Source organism: Bradyrhizobium sp. AUGA SZCCT0176 (genome assembly GCF_018130145.1).
GTDB lineage: Bacteria > Pseudomonadota > Alphaproteobacteria > Rhizobiales > Xanthobacteraceae > Bradyrhizobium.
Genome location: NZ_JAFCMB010000005.1, coordinates 250,955 through 272,881 on the forward strand (window position 1 = coordinate 250,955; position 21,927 = coordinate 272,881).

At 63.7% G+C, this 21,927-nt stretch carries 20 protein-coding genes; 8 read left to right on the top strand and 12 right to left on the bottom strand.

The window, feature by feature from the left end; all coding sequences use genetic code 11:
• Positions 1-121: 121 nt before the first annotated feature.
• The gene (locus JQ600_RS14970; protein WP_212385650.1) at positions 122-1,975 is read left to right on the top strand and encodes an acetyl-CoA hydrolase/transferase C-terminal domain-containing protein; all 1,854 of its coding nucleotides are present in this window, start codon (positions 122-124) and stop codon (positions 1,973-1,975) included.
• 162 nt (positions 1,976-2,137) lie between these two features.
• Here JQ600_RS14970 and JQ600_RS14975 read toward each other — a convergent pair whose 3' ends face one another.
• Complete coding sequence (locus tag JQ600_RS14975) at positions 2,138-2,917, bottom strand: enoyl-CoA hydratase (protein ID WP_212385648.1); 780 nt, start codon at positions 2,915-2,917, stop codon at positions 2,138-2,140.
• Between the two features lie 175 nt (positions 2,918-3,092).
• Complete coding sequence (locus JQ600_RS14980; RefSeq protein WP_249135895.1) at positions 3,093-3,731, bottom strand: hypothetical protein; 639 nt, start codon at positions 3,729-3,731, stop codon at positions 3,093-3,095.
• A gap of 353 nt (positions 3,732-4,084) precedes the next feature.
• Here JQ600_RS14980 and JQ600_RS14985 point away from each other — a divergent pair, with 353 nt between their 5' ends.
• Together JQ600_RS14985 and JQ600_RS14990 are read left to right on the top strand one after the other, a co-directional pair.
• On the top strand, positions 4,085-4,630 hold the full coding sequence (locus JQ600_RS14985) for a sigma-70 family RNA polymerase sigma factor (protein WP_212265435.1): 546 nt from the start codon (positions 4,085-4,087) through the stop codon (positions 4,628-4,630).
• A gap of 2 nt (positions 4,631-4,632) precedes the next feature.
• Positions 4,633-5,271 carry an NrsF family protein gene (locus JQ600_RS14990; protein WP_212265434.1) on the top strand — a complete coding sequence of 213 codons (639 nt, stop codon included), beginning with the start codon at positions 4,633-4,635 and terminating at the stop codon, positions 5,269-5,271.
• 48 nt (positions 5,272-5,319) lie between these two features.
• On the opposite strand, the gene JQ600_RS14995 is transcribed toward JQ600_RS14990, so the two are convergent.
• Positions 5,320-6,426, bottom strand: a complete 1,107-nt coding sequence (locus JQ600_RS14995; RefSeq protein WP_212385646.1) for a DUF2336 domain-containing protein — start codon at positions 6,424-6,426, stop codon at positions 5,320-5,322.
• 66 nt (positions 6,427-6,492) lie between these two features.
• Positions 6,493-7,635: a GGDEF domain-containing protein gene (locus tag JQ600_RS15000; protein ID WP_212265432.1), complete on the bottom strand. Its 1,143-nt coding sequence runs from the start codon at positions 7,633-7,635 to the stop codon at positions 6,493-6,495.
• 417 nt (positions 7,636-8,052) lie between these two features.
• On the opposite strand from JQ600_RS15000, the gene JQ600_RS15005 reads away from it, so the two are divergent.
• From JQ600_RS15005 to JQ600_RS15020, 4 genes are all read left to right on the top strand, one after another.
• Positions 8,053-8,622, top strand: coding sequence for a sigma-70 family RNA polymerase sigma factor (locus JQ600_RS15005; RefSeq protein WP_192737403.1), 570 nt, complete (start codon positions 8,053-8,055; stop codon positions 8,620-8,622).
• On the top strand, positions 8,619-9,326 hold the full coding sequence (locus JQ600_RS15010; RefSeq protein WP_212385644.1) for a hypothetical protein: 708 nt from the start codon (positions 8,619-8,621) through the stop codon (positions 9,324-9,326). Before JQ600_RS15005 ends, JQ600_RS15010 begins: the two co-directional genes overlap by 4 nt.
• A 31-nt stretch (positions 9,327-9,357) precedes the next feature.
• Positions 9,358-11,217, top strand: a complete 1,860-nt coding sequence (locus tag JQ600_RS15015) for a S8 family serine peptidase (RefSeq protein WP_212385642.1) — start codon at positions 9,358-9,360, stop codon at positions 11,215-11,217.
• 548 nt (positions 11,218-11,765) lie between these two features.
• Positions 11,766-12,275, top strand: coding sequence for a TIGR03809 family protein (locus JQ600_RS15020; protein ID WP_212265430.1), 510 nt, complete (start codon positions 11,766-11,768; stop codon positions 12,273-12,275).
• 12 nt (positions 12,276-12,287) lie between these two features.
• On the opposite strand, the gene JQ600_RS15025 is transcribed toward JQ600_RS15020, so the two are convergent.
• The 6 genes from JQ600_RS15025 to JQ600_RS15050 all read right to left on the bottom strand — a co-directional run bounded on the left by JQ600_RS15025 (position 12,288) and on the right by JQ600_RS15050 (position 18,609).
• The gene (locus tag JQ600_RS15025) at positions 12,288-13,658 is read right to left on the bottom strand and encodes a TIGR03808 family TAT-translocated repetitive protein (RefSeq protein WP_212385640.1); all 1,371 of its coding nucleotides are present in this window, start codon (positions 13,656-13,658) and stop codon (positions 12,288-12,290) included.
• A gap of 224 nt (positions 13,659-13,882) precedes the next feature.
• On the bottom strand, positions 13,883-14,536 hold the full coding sequence (locus JQ600_RS15030; protein WP_212385638.1) for a pyroglutamyl-peptidase I: 654 nt from the start codon (positions 14,534-14,536) through the stop codon (positions 13,883-13,885).
• Positions 14,533-15,522: a methylmalonyl Co-A mutase-associated GTPase MeaB gene (gene meaB, locus JQ600_RS15035; RefSeq protein ID WP_212385636.1), complete on the bottom strand. Its 990-nt coding sequence runs from the start codon at positions 15,520-15,522 to the stop codon at positions 14,533-14,535. The genes JQ600_RS15030 and meaB overlap by 4 nt, the downstream gene beginning before the upstream one ends.
• A 51-nt stretch (positions 15,523-15,573) precedes the next feature.
• Positions 15,574-17,082, bottom strand: a complete 1,509-nt coding sequence (locus JQ600_RS15040) for a tripartite tricarboxylate transporter permease (RefSeq protein WP_212265426.1) — start codon at positions 17,080-17,082, stop codon at positions 15,574-15,576.
• Positions 17,083-17,085: 3 nt separating this feature from the next.
• Complete coding sequence (locus tag JQ600_RS15045; protein WP_212385634.1) at positions 17,086-17,571, bottom strand: tripartite tricarboxylate transporter TctB family protein; 486 nt, start codon at positions 17,569-17,571, stop codon at positions 17,086-17,088.
• 45 nt (positions 17,572-17,616) lie between these two features.
• Entirely contained in the window at positions 17,617-18,609 is a 993-nt protein-coding gene (locus JQ600_RS15050; RefSeq protein WP_211995653.1) for a tripartite tricarboxylate transporter substrate binding protein, read from the bottom strand.
• A gap of 217 nt (positions 18,610-18,826) precedes the next feature.
• Between JQ600_RS15050 and JQ600_RS15055 the strand changes: the two genes are divergently transcribed.
• A complete protein-coding gene (locus tag JQ600_RS15055; RefSeq protein WP_212385632.1) occupies positions 18,827-19,297 on the top strand; it encodes an SRPBCC family protein in 471 nt (156 codons plus the stop codon).
• A gap of 2 nt (positions 19,298-19,299) precedes the next feature.
• Here the strand turns inward: JQ600_RS15055 and scpA are convergent, their stop codons facing one another.
• Positions 19,300-21,456 carry a methylmalonyl-CoA mutase gene (gene scpA, locus JQ600_RS15060; protein WP_212385630.1) on the bottom strand — a complete coding sequence of 719 codons (2,157 nt, stop codon included), beginning with the start codon at positions 21,454-21,456 and terminating at the stop codon, positions 19,300-19,302.
• Positions 21,453-21,911 carry a hypothetical protein gene (locus JQ600_RS15065; RefSeq protein WP_212385628.1) on the bottom strand — a complete coding sequence of 153 codons (459 nt, stop codon included), beginning with the start codon at positions 21,909-21,911 and terminating at the stop codon, positions 21,453-21,455. Before JQ600_RS15065 ends, scpA begins: the two co-directional genes overlap by 4 nt.
• Positions 21,912-21,927: the final 16 nt, after the last annotated feature.

Consider the following 21,927-nt stretch of genomic DNA (forward strand, 5'->3'; position numbering starts at 1 on the left):
GGCGCTTGGCTGTTGCAGGTTCGTCACAGACGAAGTTCGGTAACAAATGCGTTATAGCTCGGAGCAGCCGGCGTCTTATTCCAGGGCGGTCGGCGTTTCATGACGCCGGGTCCGCATTTTGATGCCGAAACTGTTTTCCGACCCCGAAGCGATCGCGGAAGACATCATCCGCGATGTCGGAACCAACCTCGTCGTCGGATTGCCGCTTGGGCTCGGCAAGGCCAACCACATCATCAATGCGCTCTATGCGCGCGCCGCGGCCGATCGCTCGATCAACCTGACCTTGTTTTCCGCGTTGACCCTGGAAAAGCCAAAGCCGGGCAGCCTGCTTGAAAAGCGCTTCATCGGTCCGGTGATCGACCGGCTGTTCGGCGGCTATCCCGATTTGACCTACGCCACCGCGCTGCATGCTGGCGCGCTACCGCCCAACATCCAGGTGATTGAATTTTTCTTCCTCGCCGGAAAGTGGCTGCACGTGCCGTATCCGCAGCAGCATTACATTTCTGCAAACTACACGCATGCCGCGTCCTATCTGCTGGCGCGCGGGCTCAATGTCGTCACCCAATTGGTGGCGAAGCGCGTGGAGGGTGGCGTCGCGCGCTACAGCCTGAGCTGCAACACCGACACCACGCTCGACATTTTGCGCGCCCGCGCCGAGGGCCGGGCGTCGTTCAGGCTGGTGGGCCAGGTCAATTCCGAACTGCCGTTCATGCCCGGCGCCGGCGATCTCGCGGGCAACGAATTCAGCGCGGTGCTCGACAGCCCCGAGACGGACTTTCCGCTGTTCGCGCCGCCGGCCGAGCCGATCAGCGACACCAAATACGCCATCGGTCTGCATGCCGCGGGTCTCGTGCCCGATGGTGGCACGCTACAGATCGGCATCGGGCAGGTCGGCGACGCGCTGGCGCAGGGCCTGATCGTTCGTCACCGCGACAATGCGCAATTCCAGGCGGTCATGAAGCGGCTCGCGCCGGACCAAGCGGTGCCGCAGGCCGGACCGTTCGAGAAGGGGCTGTACGGCGTCAGCGAAATGCTGTTCGAGGCGTTTCTCGGCCTGATCGACGCCGGCATCCTCAAGCGCGAAGTCGATGGCGTGACGCTGCACGGCGCGTTTTTCCTGGGTCCGAAAGCGTTTTATCGCACGCTGCGCGAGATGCCGGCGGAACAGATCGCGCGCATCCAGATGATGCCGGTGTCGTTCACCAACCAGCTTTATGGCGACGAGGATGCAAAACGACGCGCGCGCGTCGACGCCCGTTTCGTCAACAATGCGATGATGGCGACCTTGATGGGCGCTGCGATCTCCGACGGCCTCGAGAACGGTCAGGTCGTGAGCGGGGTTGGTGGGCAGTATAATTTCGTGGCACAGGCATTCGCGCTGCAGGGTGCGCGATCGATTTTGGCGCTGGAAGCAACGAGGCAGACCGGCGCGAAGGCGCAATCCAACATCCTCTGGAACTACGGCCACCAGACCATTCCGCGGCATCTGCGGGACGTCTTCGTCACCGAATATGGCGTCGCCGATCTCAGAGGAAAATCCGACGCCGAAACCATCGCGGCGATGCTTTCGATATCAGACTCCCGCTTCCAGGGCGAACTCGCAAAGGTCGCCAAGGATGCCGGCAAGCTGCCGAAGGATTTCGAAATTCCGCGCGCGCATCGCCGGAATTTTCCGGAAGCGATCGCGGCAGCGTTAAAGCCCGCGCGCGAGGCGGGCCTGCTGCCGTCGTTCCCGTTCGGCAGCGATTTCACCGAGACCGAACAGCGGCTGATCCCGGCCTTGCAATTGCTGCGGGATGCCCAGCGCAGGCCGCTGCGGTTGCCCGGTCTGTTATGGCAGGGAATGACGCAGCCGCCCGACACCGCGCGTCTCGAATGCCTGGCTCGGCTGGGCCTCGACCGCCCAACGACATTTGTCGAGCGGGCCTATCGCGCGCTGGTGAATGCGGCGCTGGCAAGGAGCAGGGCTGCATAATCTCAGCGTCGTCCCGGCCTAGTGCGCAATTGCGCACGGGCGCCGGGACCCATACGCCGCGGCCAGCTTTGCTGGAAAAGCAAGATAACTACCAGCGTGCAAAACAACAGCCGCCGGTGGCTAGGGGTCCCGGCGTTCGCCGGGACGACGTGAGAGCGTGCCTTACCGGTTCTTGTTCACCGGCTTGCGCTTCTCGATGAATGCCGCCATGCCCTCGGAGCGGTCTTCCAACGCAAACGTCGAGTGGAACAGATTGCGCTCGACATTCATGCCTTCCGACAGCGGCGTCTCGAACGCCCGGTTGATGGCTTCCTTGGCCATCGCGGCGGCCGGGCGCGACATCGAGGCGATCTTTTCCGCCGCGGCCAGTGCTTCGTCCATCAATTTGTCCGCCGGCACGACGCGGCTGACCAGGCCCGAACGCTCGGCTTCCGCGGCGTCCATCATCCGTCCCGTGAGACAGAGATCCATCGCCTTGGATTTGCCGATCGCGCGCGTCAGCCGCTGGGTCCCGCCGATGCCGGGGATGGTGCCGAGCGTGATTTCCGGCTGGCCGAATTTGGCGGTGTCGGAGGCAATGATGATGTCGCACATCATCGCAAGTTCGCAGCCGCCGCCGAGCGCATAGCCGCTGACGGCCGCGATCGTCGGCTTGCGGCAGATGGCGATGCGGTCGCCGCCGATGGCGGCGAAATCGCTGGAGAACATGTCGATGAAGGTTTTTGGTTGCATTTCCTTGATGTCGGCGCCGGCCGCAAAGGCCTTTTCGCTGCCGGTGACCAGGATGCATCCGATCGCGTCGTCGGCTTCGAGGTCATCGACGGCGGCGGCGATCTCGCGAAACACGCCGAACGACAGCGCGTTGAGCATTTTCGGGCGGTTCAGCGTGATAATGCCAACCGCGCCTTTGCTTTCGACAATGATGTGTTCGAACGTAGCCATGGTTCACCCCGGTGCCTGATTTGGCGGGCAATGTGCCCGCTGGCGGCAAGGGCTTCAAGTGGGCTGGGCTTCAAGTGGGCTGGGCTTCAAGTGGGCTGGGCTTCAAGTGGGTTGGGCTTCAAGTGGGCTGAAGAGGCGGCCCGGACGCATTTCGGCGCGTCCGGTGCCCGATACCTCACGCCATGAACATGCGCGCCGCCGAGGCCATGGTCAGCAACGCGCCAAAGGCGATGAAGATTTTTCCGATCAACGAGGTCTGATCCCAGGTCGAACTGTCATGGCTGGAAGCCAGAACCGGCGCCGCGGGGGCGGCTTTGGCCGCGGCCATCGCGACGGTCTGCGTGGCCGGGTTCTGCTGCAGGGCCCGATCGACATCGTTGAGCTGATCAGATGAGACCACGGCATCGGTCGTGGACTGCGCTTCCCCCGGCTTGTCGGCTGACGCCAGCAGGATATTGGCCTTTACCGTCATCGCCTGGGCGCTGCCAGGGGAGGCATCGGCGGATGCGAGTTGCGCATTGGCGTTGGCGACCGACGCCGGGATCGTGAGCGCGCCGCCGGTCGAGGCGTCGGCGAGCTCAACCGCTTTCCTGGTCTCGGCAGGTTTCGACGCGACTTTGCCCGATCGACGCGTGTAGCGCTTCCAGTGGCGTGTGCTCTGGCGGACGGACTTTCCCGGCGTCGCGCTTTCGGACTTCGACGTGGCGGCCGCGCGGTCCGTGCTGGCTGCCGTCGCCGGCGATGGCCCCGCGAAACACACGAAGAGCCCTGTTGCTAATATCAATGCCGAGCGCCCGCTGGCTTTGACAATCATGTGGCAATCTCCCCATTTGCCCGCCCCCGAACCGAAATGAGACCCCGCCCCGTGTCCACAGCGGGGCAAAAAAAGGGAATCTTCGGGCAAGACCGGGCAAAAGCAGGGCAGCTGCGTTGCAGCAGCCGAATAGGCTCGTCGTATTCTTCGGTACGCCATTGATCAGGCTGGCGCCGCGCGGGTGCGAGCCGGAGCGATCGATGGTATGAGCCAGCCGGCAAGGAACCTGCGGTCCCGATTCCCGGACGAGGCCGCGCGAAGCGAAACATCAGGGCGACGATCACGACTTCGTGATCGAGGTTCCCTGACGTAACAAATTGAAAAAGCGACCGAATTGCAAGGTGGGAGCGCGCGTGCGCGAACGTGAGGACGAATGGACCGGCCTGATGCGGTCGGCCATTTCAGGCGACAGTACGGCGTATCATCGCCTGCTCAAGGCCGTCACGCCGGTGCTCCGGGCCGCGGCGCGCCGCGGGCTCGCGCGTGCAGGGCAACCGGTCGATCAGTCCGAGGACATCGTGCAGGACATTTTGCTGGCGGTGCATTTGAAGCGGCACACCTGGGACGTCAGCGCCCCGTTCGCCCCATGGCTGTTTGCGATCGCCCGCAACAAGCTGATCGACGCGCTGCGGCGCCGGGGCCGGCGGGTTTTCGTCAACATCGACGATTTCGCCGAGGTGCTCCCGGGCGAGGCCCCGGTTGAGACGGCGTCGGCGGGCGAGGTCGCCGCCCAGTTGCAGTCGCTGCCGGCGCGCCAGCGCGACGTCCTGCAGTCGATCGCCGTCGAGAGTGCTTCGATCAAGGATACCGCAGCCAAACTGGCGATGAGCGAGGGCGCGGTGCGGGTCGCGCTGCATCGGGGCTTGACCAGCCTGACGGCGAAGTTACGGGAACAATGAGAATGGATACCGATCAGCTCATCAAAACCCTGGCTGCCGACAGCGCGCACCGCGCGCGGCCGGTCGGCTTTGCGCTGATGCTGGCGCTGATGGCGGCGGCTCCCGTCTCGCTTTTGATGTTCTTCACCGAGCTTGGCATCCGGCCCGACGTGATGACCGCGATGCGCAATCCGTTCTTCGACCTGAAATTCGCTGTGACGCTGGCACTGGCGATCGCGGCCATTGCCGTCAGCCTGCATCTGTCGCGGCCGGAAGCGTCACTGCGTGGCTTCGGCTGGCTGCTGTTGATCCCGGCCGGGCTTCTGACCGCAGGCATCGGCGGCGAGATGATGATGCCGCAGCGGCTGCCAATGATGACGCGGCTGATGGGCAACAATTCGCGGATGTGCATGACGGCGATCCCGCTGCTGTCATTGCCGATCCTTGCAGGCGCGCTGATCGGCCTGCGTCACGGCGCGCCGGCGCGGCCCGCTCTGGCCGGCGCCATCGCCGGAATGTTGTCGGCGGGGTTGGCGGCGACGCTCTACGCGTCGCATTGCACCGATGATTCACCGCTGTTCGTGGCGACCTGGTACACGCTCTCGACCGCGTTGGTCACGGCGATCGGCGCGCTCGCCGGATCGAAACTGCTCAGGTTCTGATTATTTTGTCGTCCCGGCCTTGAGCCGGGACGACGCGAACTTTGTGGCTCACTTCGCGGGCGCGTTTTGCTGCATGCGATGGAAGCGCAGCACCTGCTGGGCGGTCGATGGCCGCAGCCGCTCATAGGTATCCTTGCACGCCGATATGTCGGTCGGCTCCCCGCCCGTCAACTCGTCGCGCATGTTGATGATCGCCCGGACAGTAGACCATGACAGGCCCGCCACTTTCGCCAGGATCATCACGCCTTCGGCGCGGCTTTCGATCATCATGTTCTCGGCGATTGCCACCGGCACATTGGCCAGCGCTGCGATGGAGGCGTTGGCTTCGTCGAATTTGCCGGCCTCCGCAAATGACGCCACCTGGAATTCGTCGAGCCGGCCGTCCTGGTGAAGCGATTTGACCAGCGCGTGGGCAATCTCGGTGTTCCTGGTGATCGCCGACGGTGCGGAGCGCGCGCGCCGCGTCGCCTCCTTGACCGCGTTCGGCACCTGCGCCGCCAGCTGCGGGTTGGCCGTCTCCAGCCGCTGCCGGACCGCGTCGGACGCCTTGGCCAGCAGCTTCAAATACAGATGTCGCGGAATCGTCGGACGCGGGCCGGTGCAGGTCGCGAGGTTGTCGTCTCCCTCGGCGCGGTTGACCAGCCGCGTGAAGCCGCGCTCGGTGAATTCGGCGCCCGGATTGTTGACGGTGCTCTGGATCACCTCATCGTTGCCGCGCTGGACCAGCACGTCGGTGACTGCGCCGCTCAACACTTTTCGCGTCGAGATCGCCATCAAATGGGCCTGGCTCTTGCTGCGCGCATTCTCGATCAGGGTCTTGTCGTCGAGCCGTGCCGATTGCGACAGCACGGGCCCGGCGACCTCGATCACGTCGTCGAATGCCAGTGCCCGGATCGTCAGCGGCGGTGCGGTGTCGATCGGCGCGAGACGGTTGGCCAGCAATGTCTTGGCTGACGTTTCGATGTGGACGATCAGGCATTGGAAGACATCATCGAACAGGCCGACCTGTTCATCCGAATAATCCACCGCGCCGTTGATGAAGAGGTCGGTCACCCGGCGCAAGGTCTCGACCCGGCGGGCGACCGTCCCGTGCGCGAGCGTGGTCTGCAGTTCGTCGAGCAGGTTCATGGGGGCGATAGCGGACTTCGAACTCATGTGACTCTATCCTGGAGCAAAAGCCGGCGACGGATTCTCCGTCGCCGGAACACTGAAATGGTCGGTTCAGGCGCTGGCGATGCGGTTGCGTCCCTGTGCCTTGGCTGCGTAAAGCGCGCTGTCGGCGCGGGCGAGGAATATGTCCGGGGTTTCCTCCGGCTTCAGCGTCGCGACGCCTCCGGAAATGGTCACGCTCATGTCGGGCGAGAATGCGCTCCAGTCGAGCTCTGCAATGATCCCGCGCAGCCGGTCGAGCGCACGCACGGCGTGGTCCGTGCTCATGCCGGGCAGCACCAGCAGGAATTCCTCGCCGCCGTAGCGGCCGAAGCGGTCGATGCCGCGGATGTTGGCGAACATGGTGATGGCGAAAGTCCGCAGCACCTCGTCGCCGGTCGGATGACCAAAGGCGTCGTTGATGCGCTTGAACCAGTCGAGATCGATCAATGCAATCGAGCAGGGCGCGTCATTGCGGCCGGCGCGGGCGATCTCTTCATCCAGCATCCGCATGATGCAGCGGCGGTTATACGATCCCGTCAACTCGTCGAGTTCGGCAAGCTCCTCGATCCGCTTGTAGGCTTCCTTGAGTTTCTGCCCGCTCTGATAGAGCGATTGCTTCAGCGAGCTGGAGAAGATGCCTAAGAACATGCAGCGTCCGATGGTCAGGACGAACACCAAAAGGGTGGCAAAGCGCTCGAGGTGGCTGCCATGCGGCAGCGAGATCGGTCTGTCGGTCAACAGGAACAGCCCGGCCAGGCCGATCGTCATCGCCGTCCAGATCATCATGGTCTGCGCAGGGATCGAGCGCAGCGAACTGAAGCTGAACACGATGAACAGGGTACAGAGGAACATCCCGCCGACTTCCGGCGCGATATAGGTGAACGCCAGCGCAATCAGCATGCAGATGGTCGCCTGCGGGGCGACCAGATAATGATCCTTGAAGCGCTCGTTGAACCCGAACTCGGAAAGGATGAGGCTGAAAATCACCAGCGTCAGGCCGGAAGCGGCATAGGCCGGGGCGATCATGGGCGGTATCGAGCCGGCCTGCGCATAAAGCAGCAGGACCCCGGCGTCGATGATATAGCTGACCCCGATCATGATCAGGATCTGGCGGCGCTGCTTGGCGCGCCGGGCAAGCGCCTTCGCCGCCGGCTGAGGACCGACGCCGTCCAGATCGGCCGGATTCACGAATGAGGAGGCCGCGGTGCCCATGGACTCGCCGTTGATGGAACTCGGCAAAAATCTAAGTGGGAAAGCCTTTAGGTTTGGTATCTTTTGGAACCGAATCTGGTCCGTTAAAACACCTGCCACTACTCTGTTTCGCAACGGAAATTCGGCCGATTTGAACTGCCGGAACTGTTGCGTGGCAGCCCAAGCTGTAAGCAGATGCTGCCTTGTGGACTAACCCTTGGTATGGTCGCACCGGATCGCGCGCTCTCTAGGAAAGTAACTCCGTATTATGATACCGAAATTGGGGCTTTGTTCGTTCTCGCCGGCGCCTTTGGTGGTCGGTGCGCCTGTGTGGGGTAGATCACACATGCAATTGGTTCATTGCCGTAATGTGAAGAATCTTGCCTCGGCAATCGAACCCTCGGCCATCTCCCCCCGACCAACCTTGCGAGACGGCAATTGAGTGCGACACAGGCGGCTTCAGACGAAATTCTGATCGCTCGGATCGCTCAAGGCGACCGGCTCGCCATGCAGGTGCTTTACGGAAGGCACCATGTCAGGGTGTTCCGTTTCGGGCTTCGGCTCGTAAGGGACGAACAGGTTGCGGAAGACCTCATCAGTGAGGTGTTTCTCGATGTGTGGCGCCAGGCTGGCAAGTTCGAAGGCCGATCCGCCGTTACCACCTGGCTGCTGGCGATTACGCGGTTCAAGGCCCTGTCGGCACTTAGGCGCCGGAAGGATGTTGGACTGGACGATGAGACCGCGAACGCGATCGAGGATACGTCCGATGATCCGGAAGTGGTGGTTCAGAAGAAAGATACCAGTGATGCGTTGCGCAAGTGCCTGACATCACTTTCGCCTGAGCATCGGGAGATCGTCGATCTCGTCTACTACCACGAGAAGTCAGTGGAAGAGGTGGCCGAAATCGTCGGAATTCCCGAAAACACCGTCAAGACGCGTCTGTTTTATGCGCGCAAGAAATTAGCCGAACTGCTGAAGGCAGCCGGCATTGAGCGAGGTTGGCCATGATGGCGATGAGCAAGAAAATGCTGGATCAAGAGCCCGGCGAAATCGAGATGCTGCTGCCATTCCATGCGGCCGGCACGCTGAACGCGCGCGACGCTCGTCGCGTCGATGAGGCGCTCGCCGGCGATCCCGCGTTGGCCAAGCAATATGCCGTCATCCAGGAAGAATACGCCGAGACCATTCATCTCAACGAGAGCCTGGGTGCGCCGTCGGCGCGCGCCATGCAGAAGCTGTTCGCGGCGATCGACGGCGAGCCCGAGCGCAAGCCGTCGCTGTCGACCAGTCTCTCGGCGCGGGTCGCGGAATTCTTCACCCGGCTTTCGCCGCGGACGCTGGCCTGGTCGGCGAGCCTCGGCGCGGTTGCGCTGCTGCTGCAGGCCGGGGTGATTGGCGCGGTGCTGGTGAAGAATCAGACCGCCTCGTTCCAGACCGCTTCGCTGAGCCTCAACCAGACGGCGGCGCCCCTTACCCGCGAACTCGGTGCTGCGGTGCCGCCGCGCGCGCTGGTGCGGTTTAACCCGGACGCGCGCATGTCCGACATCAATACACTGCTCGAAAATTATCAGGCCTTGATCGTCGATGGCGCCAAGGGCGGCATGTTCCGGCTGCAGTTTGGCAACCGCGCGCTGGGCAAGGACGAAGTCACGAACCTGATGAGCAAGTTGCAAGGTGAGAAGATCGTCAATCTTGCGGTGCCGACGCCGTAAGGCGTCGGTCGCCTGACCAAGCCGAGGTCCCATGGTCGATATTGGCGTGAATTGGCGGATAAAGGCGCAGCGCGCGGCATTGGCATTGTCGGCGGTGGTGTTGCCGCTCGTGCTGTTCGGCGGTTCGGTAGCCGACGCGCAAGCCATCATGCGCACCCCGAGCCTGAACCTCAATTCCCGCGTGCCGACGATCAATCCGACCGTGACGTCGCGGGTCAATCCCACCGTCGGGGCGCGGGTCAATCCGGTCATCACGAACCGGCCTGTCATCACGAACCGGCCCGTCATCACGACGAACCGGCCTGTCATCACGACCCGGCCCGGTCCCGGGGTCATCGCGCGCGTTCCGCCGACCACGCACGGCGGAGGTGGAGGCGGAGATACGACATTGGTGGGGCGGATACCGAACGGGCGTCCCGAGATATCCCGTGTCGGTGTGGATCCAACGCTTCCTCTGCGTTTCTCGCCGAACCTCTATCCGGTCTGCCAATACGCCAATCGCGGCCCTGACGGCGAATGTTTCGACCGCCCGGTCCTCTCGGTCGATGGCGGCGGCAACGGCCCTTCGGCCAAGAACGGCAACAACGCTCCGCGCAACAACGCGCCGCCGCAGGCGGCCGCGATCGACACGCGCGCGATCCCGAACGAACTGGTGGCCGAGATCGACAGCGCGTTATCGCCGGCGCAGGCCGATGAACTGGCCCGGCGTCACGGCCTCGAGCGGCTCTCCTCGCAGGAATTTCCGCTGATCGGCGGCACCATCGGCCTGTTCCGGATCATCGATCAGCGCCCGGTGGACGTCGTCCGCCGTGAGTTCGCCGCTGACAGCGCCGGCGGCGTGAAGTCGGTGCAGCTCAATTTCCGATATGTGCTGCAGGATCAGAAGCGCTCGATGAGCGAGGGCGACGCCGCGCAATACGCGGTCGCCCAGCTTCGGTTGCCACAGGCGCACAAGTTGGTCCGCGGCATGAACGTCACCATTGCGGTGATCGATTCAGGCGTTGACGTCAAACATCCCGAACTCGTCAATTCGGTTGCCGATAGTTTCGATGCGCTCGGCAGCAAGGAGGGCCCGCACGTCCACGGTACCGGCATTGCCGGCGCGATCGTGGCGCATGGCAAGCTGATGGGAAGCGCGCCGGAGGCGCGGCTATTGGCGATCCGTGCGTTCGGCAGCGGCGCAAATGGTGCGGAGAGCACCTCCTACGTGATCCTCAAGGGGCTGGACTATGCGGCCGAGCACGGTGCGCAGATCATCAACATGAGTTTTGCGGGACCGAAGGATCCCTTGATCGAGCGGGGTGTTGCTGCAACCGCTTCCAGGGGGATCCTGATGGTGGCCGCCGCCGGCAATGCCGGCGCCAAATCGCCGGCGCTCTATCCCGCCGCCAATCCGAACGTCATTGCGGTGAGCGGAACCGACTCGCAGGCAAAGCTGTTTGCGGCATCGAACCGCGGTGTCCACATCGCCATCGCAGCGCCCGGCGCGGATATCTTCCTGCCGGCGCCGGATGATAAATACCAGATCACCTCGGGTACCTCGTTTTCCGCCGCCTTTGTCAGCGGCGTTGCCGCCCTGATGCTGGAGCGCAATCCTGCGTTGAAGCCGAACGATCTACGCGCGATCCTGACCAAGACCGCCCGCGACCTTGGCGCGCCCGGCCGTGACGATATGTTCGGGGCCGGCGAGGTCGATGCTTTCGCTGCCGTCACCGCCTCGACGGCCGCGCCTGCGGTACCGCTCGCTGCGGTTTCGGGAACTCCGGGATCTCAAAAGGCGCCGGCTCCCGCCGATAACGCTTCCGTGAGCAGAGCGATGAACGACTCGGCGCCGTCGATGGCGTCCGAGAAATCGGTCGCAAACAACGTCAATCGCCCCGCTACGCGGTGATTTCCGGCCGACTCGCCCCGAATAAAACTTAAAAAAATCGATCGGCCTTTTGAACGTCCCGCGAAGCTGCTGCGACTAATGAATGTGGGAGCGGTTATCCCTCCCCATCGGCTGTATTCGGCGCGAGCGCCCATCCACCCCAAGCGCCCATATGGCTTGACCCGTCCGGTTGTCCCCCCGGACGGGTCTTTTCTTTTCAGCACCCCGTTTCCGAGCGCGAGCCTCGCCTCCACTGACGCAGGCCGAGCGCCGTTCTGCCATCAAGACGGATCAAGCAGGCTCAGGCTTCCGGGGGTGCGTGCGCCGATCGAACCGCGTTGCCGTCCGTGAAATCACCGCGAGGTCCACGCAACGCGGCCATGCCGTTGAACGGCTTGACCGTCGATAGCGCAAGTAACCCAGCATTCATGCGGGTTTCTTGCACTGGGAGGCGTCCCGTAATGTCACGTACTGGACAAGCAAGAAGTTTTCCACAGAATATCCCCACCACGTCCAGTTGATTCGCCTCTGTTGCGTCTGCGTCCGTTCTTCTCCTTACGGGCAGTTTTATGACACATCATGCAGACGTGGCACGTGGCCGCGATATCGTTGCGCGCTGGTGCAATCTTGCGGAGCAGCGGCTGGATTACCTCACCGAACTGTTCGAGACCGGGCGCTGGCGGCGCTTTCATACCGAAGACGCATTTCTCGAAAATATCCGGGAAGCCAAGGAAGCGGTCGAACTCTGGCGCAAGCTGGAGACACGCGAGGCCTCGCTCGATAACACCGCTGTCGATCTATCCTGGCTCGGACGTCGCGAATCGACGCTGACAATTAGCGCGCGGCTGCGTGAGTACGCCCCTTCGGCTCCAAGTCTGGCCCTAAGCCTGGCCCCGGTCGCCGCCGAGCCGCCACGCGATGTTCCGGGCGATGTCCTGATAGCGCTGGAAAGCGTACTCGCCGATAGTGCCGAGGCGCCCTCGGTGCCCGATGCGCCGGCGCTGGACGATCTCTCGCCACCGGCGCTCGATCTCGACGTGATCAGGGATCGCTACCCGCTGCTGCGCAACGCGCTGTAGAGGAGCCGCGCCCTATCGCCGCACTGCATTGGTCCCGATCACCACCTGGGCGTAACGCTGGGCGCCTTCGGCGGACAGGTCGCTCGTGATGGCGCGGGCGTGGTCGAGGCCGACCACGGCGCCGCGCGGGGTTTCCGAAATCATGTTGTTGTTGACCAGCGCGGTGCCGGCGCCCGGCACCACCGAGACGCCGACCCCGACAAAGGCCTTGCGGATCACATTGCCCGTGATGGCGATGTCGCGGAGATATTTGCCCCAGCCGGCTACGATCCCGAAGGAGGGCGCGTTCTCGATCACGTTGCCGGTCACGGAACTGTCCGCCTCGACATAAATGCCGACGCCCGCGTCATCGTCCGGAATGGTGCCGACCGGCCGCTTGGGCAGCAGATTGCGGATGATGTTGCCCTGCACGACCGCGATGCGGCCGCCTTCGTTGAAATTGCAGACGGAGACGCCGACGGCGGCGCCATCGACGGTGTTGTTGGCGATCACGGCACCTTCGAACGAGAATTCCGAATACAGCGCGACCTCGCGGACGTCGCTGACGCTGTTGCCTGATATCTGGATGTTGGACGCCGAATTGCCGCGCACCGCCGAATAGTCGCAATTGCGGATGCGGTTGCCGCGCACGATCACGTTGCCGGCGCGGAAGGCGTTGATGGCGTTGCCGTACTGGCCGGAGCCGCCGGGGCCGGCCTTGATGTCCTCGATGCGGTTGTCCACGACCAGCGTGCCGTCATCTCCGATCGCGGTCCGCAAGATCTCGATGCCGTTGTCGTTGGTGTCGATGATGGTGTTGCGCGAGACGATCAGGCCCTTTGCATCGAACGATACCACCGCCGTGGTCGCGATCTTGGTGAAGATGTTGCCGCTGATGTCGCCGGAGACCTGTTCGAGCCAAATGCCGTTGCCGCCGCTGGCGGTGATTTCGCAGTCGGTGATGCGGACGTCGCGCCCACCCGCGCAATGGACCAGACCGCGCCGTGTCGGCAGCGGAATGGCGCCGCCGTCGAACGTGATGCCGGACAGACCGATGCCGCCGGCCCCCTCGCTCTGCAGCATCGATGCGCCGCCACTGAAGACGAATTTGGTCGCGCCGCGCACGCCGACCAGTTGCGAGCCGTTTTGCAGGCGGAGCAGCCCGGTGCGGTAGACGCCCGGCGGCAGCGATAACGGCACCTGCGCCCGCGCGGCTTCATCGATCGCGCGCTGCAGCGCCTTGGTTTGATCGTCGGGACTGCCGGGGCGCACGCCATATTGCGTGGCGTCGCGCCCGAACGTCGAGGCCGGCGGCGCCGCGCGCGCAGCGTCCGGCGACATCGCCAACGCGCCGGCAATGCCGGCGGCGGAAACGCCCATGAACTGGCGGCGTTTTGCGTCCATGATTCGATATCCTCGCGCAATGCAGGCCATGGCATTCGCAAGCCAAAGCTAGCGCGAAAATGGACCGGCGCATGGTGAACACGAGGGCGGAACAGGGCGATTGTTGGGGGTAGGGTTAATCCTGGGTAGACCGGTCGTAGGGTGGGCAAAGCGCCAGCGTGCCCACCATATCGCTCAACGAACAGGATTGGTGGGCACGGCGCAAGAGCGCCTTTGCCCACAACCTACGAAGTCAGTACCGCCTGCCTCGCCAGTTTCACCATCTCGAGCAGCATCGCCTCGCCGGCATCGACCAGTTCATCGAGCGTGATGCGTGCGTTGCCCTTGCGCCGCAATGCGCCGCCGCGTGCGAGCGGCGGGATGTGCACGAACGAGGCCAGACGGAGATGATCGTTGGCGGCGGCAGCCTCGATCGCGCGCCAGCTCAAATAATTGCAAAGATAACTACCAGCATCGCGCGATGGCCGCGCGTCGATGCCTGTCGCCAGCGCAGCGCGCAGCAGCCGCAACGTATGCGGACCGAACCGCATCGCGTCCGGGCCGAGCCCGATCGATCCCTTGCGGACGCGGGTTTGCGCCGCATCGGGCCATAGCAAAGTCACGGCGTTGCGCGCACGGGTCTCGATCCTGACATGCGCGGTGCGGCCCGCCAAGCCGAACATCAGTATTGCCTTCGGCCGGTATTTTGCGAGAGCTTGAGGCAATTCGAGGTCGACCGCCTTGTAGGTCACAGGAAAGATGTGACTCGATATTTCCACGTCGGCAAAGGCCGGACGGCGCACCCGCAACAGCCGCTCGACCAGCGCCTGCGTCGGATTATACGGCGCGCCCGGAAACGGACCGAAGCCGGTGAGGAGAATGCGAAGCCTGTCGTTCACCGCAGCATCTCCGCGATCTGTTCGGCCGCAACCGCCGGCGTGATGCGCCCGTCGGCGACCTCGGCCTCGGTCTTTTTCACCCTGGCGCGGATCGCGGGGTCGGCGCGCAGCCGCGCCATCATCCGCTGCTCCAGCATCGACCACATCCATTTCACCTGCTGCTCGCGCCGCCTGCCTGCAAATTCGCCCGAGGCATTCATGGCGGTGCGGTGATCGAGGATCTTCTGCCACAGCGTGTCCATGCCGGTGCCGGTCAGCGCCGAATAGGTCAGCACCGGCGGATGCCAGTGCTCGGAACGGGGCGTTAGAATATGCAGCGCGCCGCGATATTCTGCAGCGGCGAGATTGGCGCGCTTGATATTGTCGCCATCGGCCTTGTTGACCGCGATCATGTCGGCGAGTTCGACCAGGCCCTTTTTGATGCCCTGCAATTCGTCGCCGGCGCCGGGCAGCATCAGGGCCAGGAAGAAGTCGGTCATGTCGCAGACCGCGGTCTCGGACTGGCCGATGCCGACCGTCTCCACCAGCACCACGTCGAAGCCGGCCGCCTCGCACAACAACATCGCCTCGCGGGTTTTCGCGGCGACCCCGCCGAGCGTGCCTGATGCAGGCGAGGGCCGGATGAAGGCATTGTCGGAGGCTGACAATCGCGCCATCCGCGTCTTGTCGCCGAGGATGGAGCCGCCGGTGCGTGCCGAGGAGGGATCGACCGCCAGCACCGCGACCTTGTGGCCGCCCTCGATCAGGAACATGCCGAGCGCATCGATGGTGGTTGACTTGCCGACCCCGGGCGACCCGGTGATGCCGACGCGCACGGCCTTGCCGGTGTCGGGCAGCAGCGCCTGCACCAGGTCGCGCGCCGCGGCCTGATGGTCGCCACGGCGGCTCTCGATCAGGGTGATCGCACGCGCCAGCGCGGCGCGGTGACCCAAACGCAGATCCTTGGCGAGCTTGTCGATATCGGGGGGAGCAATCGGCCGGTTCATGCCTTGGTTTACAACGGCTGTGCGGTGCAGGCGAGGGGATCGTGTGGCGTGTTAGCGGGGCGCGGCGGCGGGCGAAATCGCCTTGAGCCGTCGCCACCCCCAGACCAGCACCGGCCAAATCAACGCGCCGATCGCCAGGGCGGCGAGGATCGCGGAAATCGGTCGCTCGAAGAACGGCAACACGCTGCCGTCGGACTTGATCAGCGAAGTCACGAAACTCTGCTCGATCATGGTGCCCATCACGATACCGAGCACCATGGCGGCGACCGGATAACCGTTGGCTTCCATGACGTAACCAATGATTCCGAAAGCCGCGACGGTCACGACGCCGAACATGTTGTTGCCGATGGCGAACGAACCGACCGCGCAGCACAGCATGATGAAGGGCATGACGGAGGAACGGGGTGCGCGCAACACATAACTCGCCAGACGGATCATGACGATGCCCAGCGGAATCATGATGATGTTTGCGATGATGAACATGAGATAAATCGCATACATGCTCGACGCCTTCTCAGTGAACAGCGTCGGGCCGGGGTTCAATCCCTTCATGTAGAGCACGCCGATGGCGATGGCCGCGATGGTGTCGCCGGGAATGCCGAACAGCAGCGACGGCACCCAACCCGACGCGATGCTGGCGTTGTTGCTGGCGCCGGCTTCGACCAGGCCCTCAACGTGGCCGGTTCCGAACTTCTCGGGTTCCTTCGAGAAGCGCTTGGACATCGCGTAGCTGACCCACGCGGCCATGTCGGCACCGGCGCCTGGCAGCACCCCGATGATGATGCCGATGATGTTCCCGCGTGTCATCTGCCAGCGATATTTCTTGGTGAGCCTCCACTGGCCCGCCATGATGCTTCCGAACTTGCGCTTTGGGATTGGTGGCGGTTCCGGCGTCAGCATTGCACGCATGACTTGCGCCACGGCAAATACGCCAACCAGCGCCGGGATCGGTTCGATGCCGCCGAACAGATCGGTCATTCCAAACGTGAAGCGAGGCACGCCGCCGGGATTTTCGATCCCGACGCAGGCGACCAGCAGGCCGATGAACATGCCCGCAATGGCCTTTACGGGCGAAGAGCGCGCGACCAGCGTCGCGCACATCAGGCCCAGGAACGCGAGCCAGAAATATTCGAAGGTCGAGAACGACAGCGCGATCTCGGCAAGCGGCGGTGCGAGGATCATCAGCGAGAGCGTGCCCGCGATACCGCCAACGGCGGAGAACCATACGCCGGCGCCAAGCGCCAGTTCGGCTTCTCCCTTGCGGGTCATGGCATAGGCTTCGTCCGCGTAAGCTGCCGAGGCGGGAGTACCGGGAATGCGAAGCAACGCGCCGGGGATGTCGCCGGAGAAGATCGCCATCGTGGACGCCGCCACGATGGTCGCAATCGCGGCGATCGGTGACAAATAGAACGTAACCGGGACCAGCAGGGCGGTCGCCATCGTCGCGGACAGGCCGGGTAGCGACCCGATGACGAGGCCATAGACCGATGCCGCCAGCATCGCGATGATGACTTCCCAGGTGGAAATGAGCGCGAACGCTTCAATCAGGGTGTTAAGCATGGGTCACCACGGCATCGGCAACAGCCCGGCCGGGAGCGGCACGCGCAGTAGCTTGCTGAAAATCAGATGGATGACAATCGGTGCCATCACCGCGAGCGGCAGCGAAAGCTTCCAGCGCGCGCCGAGCGCGCTCGACGTCACGTACACGATCAGCGCGGCCGTGATGATGAAACCCAATCGGTCCGCAGCCGCCACGTAGAACAACAGCAGTGCCGGCGGTAACAGTGCGCGCAGGCCGTAAAGCTTGCCCGTGGGCGGCCGCGCTTGACCAGTCTCGATCGGAACAATCTCTTCTTCCTCTTCGAAGGTGCGGCCGATGCCGAGAGCGATCGCGAGCCCGCAAAGCGCGAGACCCGACCCGATCACCAGCGGAAAGATATTGGGGCCTACCGGCTGGCCGGGTACGGGCGGCAACAGCCAGCCGCCATAGGCAGCCGCCGCTCCGAGGCCAACGAGAAACAATCCCGTGACTTGATCGGGAAGACGCATAAAACGAGCCCCACGTATTTCCGAGCAAGTGAACCGGCGGGACGATCAGGCCTTGGAGAGGCCGGCAGCTTTCATCGCCTCGCCCATCTGGGCGTCGCCCTTGTCCATGAATGCCGCGAATTCCGTCGCGTCGCCCCACACCGTTCCGAAACCGCGATTGCTCATGAAGTCCTTGAAGTCCTTGGAGTCGTAGACCTTCTTCAGCGAAGCCGTGAGCTTGGTCGCGACATCAGCAGGCAGGCCCTTCGGACCCGCAATGCCGCGCCACGCCCCCGTCGCATAGTCGATCCCCATCGACTCCTTCAGCGTCGGCACGTCAGGGAATGACGGGTTGCGCTTGGGCGCCATGATGGCGAGGCTGCGCGCCTTGCCGGCCTCGATGATCGCGCGCGCTTCCGGCACCGAGCAGGTGGTCAGGTCGAGACCACCCGCCGCGAGATCCTGCATCGCGGGGGCGGCACCGTTCGACGGTACCCAGGCCACCTGATTTGCAGGAAGTCCGAGCGCCTGCATCCAGCCGACCAGCGCCAGATGCCAAATGCCGCCCTGGCCGGTACCCGAGGCTTTGAACTTGCCGACAGGCGCTGCCTTGATGGCGTCGGCGAGCTCCTTCACGGTCTTGTAGGGCGACGCTGAAGGGACCTGGATGCCGGGCGGGTCCTCGTTCATCAGGGCCAGCGGCGTGTAGCTCTTTGGCGCCAGTTCGGTGAGTCCCTGCCAGTGCATCATCGAGATTTCCACCGTCAGCATACCGATGGTGTAGCCGTCGGGCGGCGCGGTTGCGATGGCGGAATGGCCGACCACGCCGGAGCCGCCGGTGCGATTGACCACGTTGAAGGGCTGGCCGAGGTCCTTCTCCAAAAGTGCCGCCACGATACGCGCGGTCGCATCGGTGCCGCCGCCGGCGCCCCATGGCACGATCACGGTCACCGGCCGTGCCGGGTAAGCCTGCGCCAACGCCGGTTTGAATCCAAAACCCGCGACGGCCGCTGCTGCGGCGGTTGAAGCCGCAAATGCGCGGCGCGTAATTTTGGTCATGTAATCCTCCCTGCGGCGTCCCTGACAGCGGGCGCTCTTGTGATGCGGCATTCTAGGCGGCTTTGCGTTGCGCTCGCAAGGCGTTACGCGGTGATGCTGGATGATCGCCGGTGGGACATCGCGACACATCCGGAAATCGGGTGGTGGCGATCAGGAGGCGCGGATAGGTATCCTTGCGCGGCGTCACTGGACAGCCGCGATCGACTGCGGAGGTAACATGACGACAGCCTATTACAGCACCGTGCTGGATTATCCGCTTGCTACCGTGTGGTCGCTGATCCGCGATTTCAACAATTATCCGGCCTATATCGATGGCGTAAGCGAAAGCGTCATCGAGGACGACAAGGGCGGCGACGAAGTCGGCGCCATCAGGCGCTTCTGCTATCTCGGCACCTGGATCCGGCAGCGCCTGGCTCGTCATTCCGACGCGCAGCACACGCTGACCTATGCCGGCATCGAACCATTCCCGTTTCCACCGGATATTCTGCCGGAAGCACCAGGCCCGACGCGCTATGAGGGCACCATGCACCTGATACGAATCGTCAAGGGCGACCGGACCTTCATTGAATGGGATGTCGCGCTCGACACCGCGCCTGACGATGCCGATCGCTGGCTGACGCTGTTCCAGTCGTGGATACCGGACTGGACGCATTCGCTGGAGCGGGCATTGGAGCGCCGCGTTGGGTGAGGCTACTCCGCCGCCTCGCTGTGCCCCAGCCTTGCATTGAGCTTGTGGATCAGCTCTTCGGCGGCGTCGGCAATCACGGTGCCCGGCGGGAAGATCGCTTCAGCGCCGGCCTTGTAGAGCGCCTCGTAATCCTGCGGCGGCACCACGCCGCCGATGATGATCATGATGTCCTCGCGGCCCTGCTTCTTCAGCGCGGCCTTCAGTTCCGGTACCGCGGTGAGGTGGGCGGCGGCCAGCGAGGAGACGCCGAGGATATGCACGTCGTTCTCGACCGCCTGCCGCGCAGCCTCGTCGGCGGTCGCAAACAGTGGTCCGATATCGACGTCGAAGCCGACATCGGCAAAGGCTGATGCGATCACCTTCTGGCCGCGGTCGTGGCCGTCTTGGCCGATCTTGGCGACCAGGATACGGGGGCGGCGGCCCTCGGCATCCTCGAACGCATCGATCAGCGCCTGCACTTTTTCGACCCGGTTGGACATGGTGGACGCCTCCCGCTTGTAGACGCCGGTGATGGATTTGATCTCCGCGCGATGCCGTCCGAACACCTTCTCCATCGCGTCCGAGATTTCGCCGACGGTGGCTTTGGCGCGCGCCGCGTCGATGGCGAGCGCCAAGAGGTTGCCGTTGCCTTCGCCAGCGCTGCGCGTCAGCGCCGCCAGCGCCTGGTCGACGTCCTTCTGACTGCGCTCGGAGCGCAGCCGCGACAGCTTGTCGATCTGCAGCCGACGCACGGTGGAATTCTCCACCTTCAGCACGTCGATGGCGGCTTCATTGACCGGCTTGAACTTGTTGACACCGATCACGGCCTGCCGACCGGCATCGATCCGTGCCTGCGTCTTGGCCGAGGCTTCCTCGATTCTTAGCTTCGGCACGCCGGCCTCGATCGCCTTCGCCATGCCGCCGAGCGCCTCGACCTCCTGGATATGGCCCCAGGCCTTGGCGGCGAGATCGCGGGTCAGCCGTTCGACGTAATAAGAGCCGCCCCAGGGATCGATGATGCGGTTGGTGCCGCTTTCCTGTTGCAGGAACAATTGCGTGTTGCGGGCGATGCGCGCCGAGAAATCGGTCGGCAGCGCCAAGGCTTCGTCGAGCGCGTTGGTGTGCAGCGATTGGGTGTGGCCTTGCGTCGCCGCCATCGCCTCGATGGTGGTGCGCATCACATTGTTGAAGACGTCCTGCGCGGTCAGCGACCAGCCTGAGGTCTGGCAATGCGTGCGAAGCGACAGCGAGCGCGGATCCTTCGGATTGAACTGCGTCAGCAGCTTGGCCCACAGCAGCCGCGCCGCGCGCATTTTTGCCACCTCCATGAAAAAATTCATGCCGATGGCCCAGAAGAATGACAGCCGAGGCGCGAAGCGGTCGACGTCGAGGCCCGCGGCAAGGCCGGCGCGGAGATATTCGACGCCGTCAGCCAGCGTATAGGCGAGCTCGAGGTCCTGCGTAGCGCCGGCTTCCTGCATGTGATAGCCGGAGATCGAAATGGAGTTGTACTTCGGCATCTTCTGCGAGGTGTAGGCAAAGATGTCGGAGATGATCCGCATCGAGGGGGTAGGCGGATAGATGTAGGTGTTGCGCACCATGAACTCTTTCAGAATGTCATTCTGAATGGTGCCCGACAGTTTCTCCGGCGGTACGCCCTGTTCCTCGGCGGCGGCAACGAACAGCGCCAGGATCGGCAGTACGGCGCCGTTCATCGTCATCGACACGCTCATCTGGTCGAGCGGGATGCCGGCAAACAGCGTGCGCATGTCATAGATGGAATCGATCGCCACGCCGGCCATGCCGACGTCGCCGGAGACGCGCGGATGATCGGAGTCATAACCGCGGTGCGTCGCCAGATCGAATGCGACCGAAAGGCCCTTTTGTCCGGCCGCGAGGTTGCGGCGGTAGAACGCGTTGGAATCTTCCGCCGTTGAGAACCCGGCATATTGCCTGATCGTCCAGGGCTGGTTGACATACATGGTCGGGTAGGGGCCGCGCAGATAGGGCGCAATGCCGGGCCAGGTCTCGAGGAAGTCGATGCCTTCGAGATCAGCCTCGCTGTAGCCGGGCTTGACGAGGATGCCCTCGGGCGTCAGCCAAGGCTCGGCGCCGGCAGTCGGTGCCGGCGCGTCGACCGGCTCGAACTTCACAGCGGTGAAATCGGGTATTCTGCTCATGATGAGCGGCCTTCCTTCAATTTCGCTATCCGTGCCTCGCAGTCCGCGAGACGCTTCAGAGTCTCAGGCTCGCCTGCGATCTGCTCTGAACTGAGCGCAAGCACTTCTCCTGCTCGAAACGTAATACCGAACAACGTTATTCTTCGCGAAAAAATGTACGCCAATAGCGGTAAACCCACTACCACGAAAAGGACGGTGGAAGCCGGAACCTGGCCGGCGAAAAACCCTGCCACGATCAAAATTGCGATGCCGCAAATGATGGCAATCCCGGTTACAGCAAGCCATGTCGGCGCCTGGTCCTCCGGCGATGCCGGCCGCAGCCAGCGTGCCGACCGCATCGGATAGAATGGTCCGTTATGATAAGCGATCATCGAGAGCAGTCGATCGCGCTCAGCTTCGAGTTGCGGCAGGTCATCCTGACCAGCCATATCGCCTGCTGAAGGTGTCTGTGCCATTCGGGTCGCGGCCTGT

Bases quoted from the DNA above. Each gene is read 5' to 3' on its own strand.
- JQ600_RS15025 (WP_212385640.1), bottom strand. From the start codon at position 13,658: ATGGACGCAAAACGCCGCCAGTTCATGGGCGTTTCCGCCGCCGGCATT.
- JQ600_RS15055 (WP_212385632.1), top strand. From the start codon at position 18,827: ATGACGACAGCCTATTACAGCACCGTGCTGGATTATCCGCTTGCTACC.
- JQ600_RS14980 (WP_249135895.1), bottom strand. From the start codon at position 3,731: ATGATTGTCAAAGCCAGCGGGCGCTCGGCATTGATATTAGCAACAGGG.
- JQ600_RS14970 (WP_212385650.1), top strand. From the start codon at position 122: ATGCCGAAACTGTTTTCCGACCCCGAAGCGATCGCGGAAGACATCATC.
- JQ600_RS15020 (WP_212265430.1), top strand. From the start codon at position 11,766: ATGACACATCATGCAGACGTGGCACGTGGCCGCGATATCGTTGCGCGC.
- scpA (WP_212385630.1), bottom strand. From the start codon at position 21,456: ATGAGCAGAATACCCGATTTCACCGCTGTGAAGTTCGAGCCGGTCGAC.
- JQ600_RS15000 (WP_212265432.1), bottom strand. From the start codon at position 7,635: ATGGGCACCGCGGCCTCCTCATTCGTGAATCCGGCCGATCTGGACGGC.
- JQ600_RS15010 (WP_212385644.1), top strand. From the start codon at position 8,619: ATGATGGCGATGAGCAAGAAAATGCTGGATCAAGAGCCCGGCGAAATC.
- JQ600_RS15050 (WP_211995653.1), bottom strand. From the start codon at position 18,609: ATGACCAAAATTACGCGCCGCGCATTTGCGGCTTCAACCGCCGCAGCA.
- JQ600_RS15015 (WP_212385642.1), top strand. From the start codon at position 9,358: ATGGTCGATATTGGCGTGAATTGGCGGATAAAGGCGCAGCGCGCGGCA.
- JQ600_RS15040 (WP_212265426.1), bottom strand. From the start codon at position 17,082: ATGCTTAACACCCTGATTGAAGCGTTCGCGCTCATTTCCACCTGGGAA.
- JQ600_RS14995 (WP_212385646.1), bottom strand. From the start codon at position 6,426: ATGAGTTCGAAGTCCGCTATCGCCCCCATGAACCTGCTCGACGAACTG.
- JQ600_RS14975 (WP_212385648.1), bottom strand. From the start codon at position 2,917: ATGGCTACGTTCGAACACATCATTGTCGAAAGCAAAGGCGCGGTTGGC.
- meaB (WP_212385636.1), bottom strand. From the start codon at position 15,522: ATGAACCGGCCGATTGCTCCCCCCGATATCGACAAGCTCGCCAAGGAT.
- JQ600_RS14990 (WP_212265434.1), top strand. From the start codon at position 4,633: ATGGATACCGATCAGCTCATCAAAACCCTGGCTGCCGACAGCGCGCAC.
- JQ600_RS15045 (WP_212385634.1), bottom strand. From the start codon at position 17,571: ATGCGTCTTCCCGATCAAGTCACGGGATTGTTTCTCGTTGGCCTCGGA.
- JQ600_RS15065 (WP_212385628.1), bottom strand. From the start codon at position 21,911: ATGGCACAGACACCTTCAGCAGGCGATATGGCTGGTCAGGATGACCTG.